We start from the raw sequence: 2,614 nt of genomic DNA on the forward strand, positions 1-2,614 counted from the left end.
TCCCTGCTGAAATTCTCAGCAGGTCAGTGGAACACCCTGGTCAATATTGGATTGGCACTTTGCGGTTTAGCTGGTCAGGTTTGCATCGGCACCAACACGGACTCAGTTGGACCATCAATCTTGCAGAGCGGCTGCATCTGCTCAAAAACGAAGGCTCGGATGTTTGATGCAGCCGCAGTATGAACAATAGTCTTGCATCTTGCGTTTCATAGGAACGCGCGGCAGGTATGGGCCCGCTAGCGTCCCTCGGCGTGGGGCAGAATCCGGCCAGGAGCGGAAATTCGGAACATGCTCGGCTGCAAGCCCGAAACCGGACATCGAGCCCCATCTGACGAACTAGGATGCGAAGCGGAACTGTCATCAGCCAAATCGGCCACCCTTGTTGGCCGAAGCAATCACCCAGTGCAGGAAAAAATGAGCAAACGAACTCCCTTTGCGCCGAACGAATATGGTTACGAGATTCGCAGTGGAACCTTCGAGGGAAGGATATTGACGCTGGGCGCTACAAACGCGAGCGACACAATTGTTGGAGGAGCCACTTTCACAAACTGCGAGTTCCGAATGAAGCGGGTTGCGAAGACGGACTTTAACTTTGACGCAACTTGCCTGAACTGCGACTTCCACCTTCCTAAACGCGTGTCCAACCGATATATGGATAGGCCTAGATTGAATGGATGCAGGTTCCACGGTCATTACGTTGGTTTCGACTTTGGACCGAAATTTAGGAGGGATGCCATGGGCACACATCGACCTAGCCCAGGAAGTTTGCGCAACTGCGATTTTTCGTCCGCGCGACTTCACCTTTGTGCGTTCTATGGGACTTCACTTTCAGATCACACGTGGCCTGGTTGGCCCCATGTCTTTCTCGACTATTCAAACGGGGCAAGCTGGGCTCATGTGCTTGCAAGCTCTGCGGTGCCAGAGCGGCTCAAAATCATTCTTAAACTACAACCCGAACTCGATTCCGAGGACTCTTCGGTCAATTCAAGATGCATTGTTTCGGTCTACCTACCAGAGATTGGAGAAGACCCGGAGGCGCTTTGGCCGCTGATACAAGATACACCCGAAATATGGTTCCCAGAGAAAGATAAAAAGTCGAAAGTCGATGCTAACGCTGTTCAATCGACTCAACAAATGAATGCTGACGTGGCGGACAAGTTGTTGTGGGAACGAAACCGGCTAGCGCCCTTCAATTTACTGACCCGTTGCTGGCTGACAGAGGTTCGGCCGACTTCCGGCGGAAATTCAATTGAGTTGGTATTTAACACCACATATCTTCAGTCTCGTGTTCCGGATGCCCCGCCCGAAGTGAGGCTAGTGCTTGAGCAAGCAGACGCGTCTCTGCGTACTGCAACCGCGACTAAAAAATTGACCGGCATGGTTGAGAAATACATGCCCATGAGTGCATTTCTTGAAGAAAAGGCTGTTGTTCTGAAGCCTCATAGGAAGGAGCGCGGTCAAGTGATTCTCAACTTCGATAGCTGTAAAGCTTTCGAGACAGTGGGTATGTCATTGGACATCGCAAAGCTCCGTGACTATGTGACTCGCTATTGGCGTCAATAGCTGTTTCGACGCGTCTGGTTATTGCGATCTAGATATGCCATGCGACGCCTAGACGACGTCGGTCACATCGACCATAGCTCGCCATCTGGGCAGACAGGGAACGACTGGTCCGGCGCAACTCCGAAGACGGCTTGGGGCCCAAAGCAGCCATACGTACCAGAGCTCGAAAGCAGCCTTCGAGAGGACAATATAGTGCGATTTGAGAGCATCCTTGAGTATTACGAGGCCATAGCAAATGAGTTGCAGTGTCTGGCTCCTTGGCCCTGGTCGCACGTCAAAGTTGAAGCGGAGCGGTATGACAGCTCGATAGACTTGCAGGTGGTCTACACCAGCCCCACTGGAACGCGTGAGAGCGACGTCGATCCCGCCATGCTTCCAGACTACTTTTTCGAACTTGCTGAGAGAGTCAGCACGCCGGAAAAGGGCCTCTATCGCAAGTGCTTGTTCTCACTGAAGGCAGACGGAACGTTTGACGTGCAGTTCGAGTATTGATCCACTTTGGGAAGGCAGGCCAAGGCTTGTCGTTTCCTGCAACCTGAAAAGTTGTTCAATTGCGCGTCATTAACCGATGCGTTGAGTGACCGGTTCTGCTTGTGTCCATCGGCGGCTCCTGGCCGAAAGCTGTAGTCTAGCCTCGGGGTCCAAATTGCCTCATTCGGAGTGCCCGGCGCTGTTCCATCGGTTGCAACTTCATTGCAACGGCGCGTTCCGATTCATCCCGGGATAGCCCAAAAAATCCCAGTTTTCGCGCCGCGTGGAGTGGTGGTTATCTCAACTCCCTTCATCACACACAGTCACGAATACAAACAATTCCCATTTGCAATGTAAAATAAGGTTTCCGCAAGCCACAGCCCTCCCCCGGAGCCTTCGATCAGGCCTTCCGGCTGCAGCCAGCACCCACCGTCTTTCGATGTTTCCGGGTTGTCTGGCTTGATGAACCACTTTTTCGCCTTCTCTGTTGCGACAGCGCGCCCCGTGCCGTGGGCGGCGTTGGCGGTGGTGCGACTGCCCAACGGCCCTTGCCACCCCGCCCCCACGCCATGCTGAGCCC

At 53.4% G+C, this 2,614-nt stretch carries 4 protein-coding genes; 3 read left to right on the top strand and 1 reads right to left on the bottom strand.

Going from position 1 to position 2,614, the window contains the following annotated elements; genetic code table 11:
* The 3 genes from DBR12_RS23090 to DBR12_RS17350 all read left to right on the top strand — a co-directional run.
* A partial coding sequence (locus tag DBR12_RS23090) for a hypothetical protein (protein ID WP_233244724.1) occupies positions 1-183 on the top strand: 183 nt, incomplete at its 5' end.
* 231 nt (positions 184-414) lie between these two features.
* Positions 415-1,563 carry a hypothetical protein gene (locus tag DBR12_RS22040; protein WP_233244726.1) on the top strand — a complete coding sequence of 383 codons (1,149 nt, stop codon included), beginning with the start codon at positions 415-417 and terminating at the stop codon, positions 1,561-1,563.
* A 192-nt stretch (positions 1,564-1,755) separates the two neighbouring features.
* Positions 1,756-2,055, top strand: a complete 300-nt coding sequence (locus tag DBR12_RS17350; protein ID WP_146185563.1) for a hypothetical protein — start codon at positions 1,756-1,758, stop codon at positions 2,053-2,055.
* A gap of 302 nt (positions 2,056-2,357) precedes the next feature.
* Here the strand turns inward: DBR12_RS17350 and DBR12_RS22375 are convergent.
* Positions 2,358-2,614 (bottom strand): hypothetical protein (locus DBR12_RS22375; RefSeq protein WP_233244730.1); only part of this gene is annotated, 257 nt, incomplete at its 5' end.

The sequence above is a fragment of the Acidovorax sp. HMWF029 genome, assembly GCF_003060895.1.
GTDB lineage: Bacteria > Pseudomonadota > Gammaproteobacteria > Burkholderiales > Burkholderiaceae_C > Acidovorax.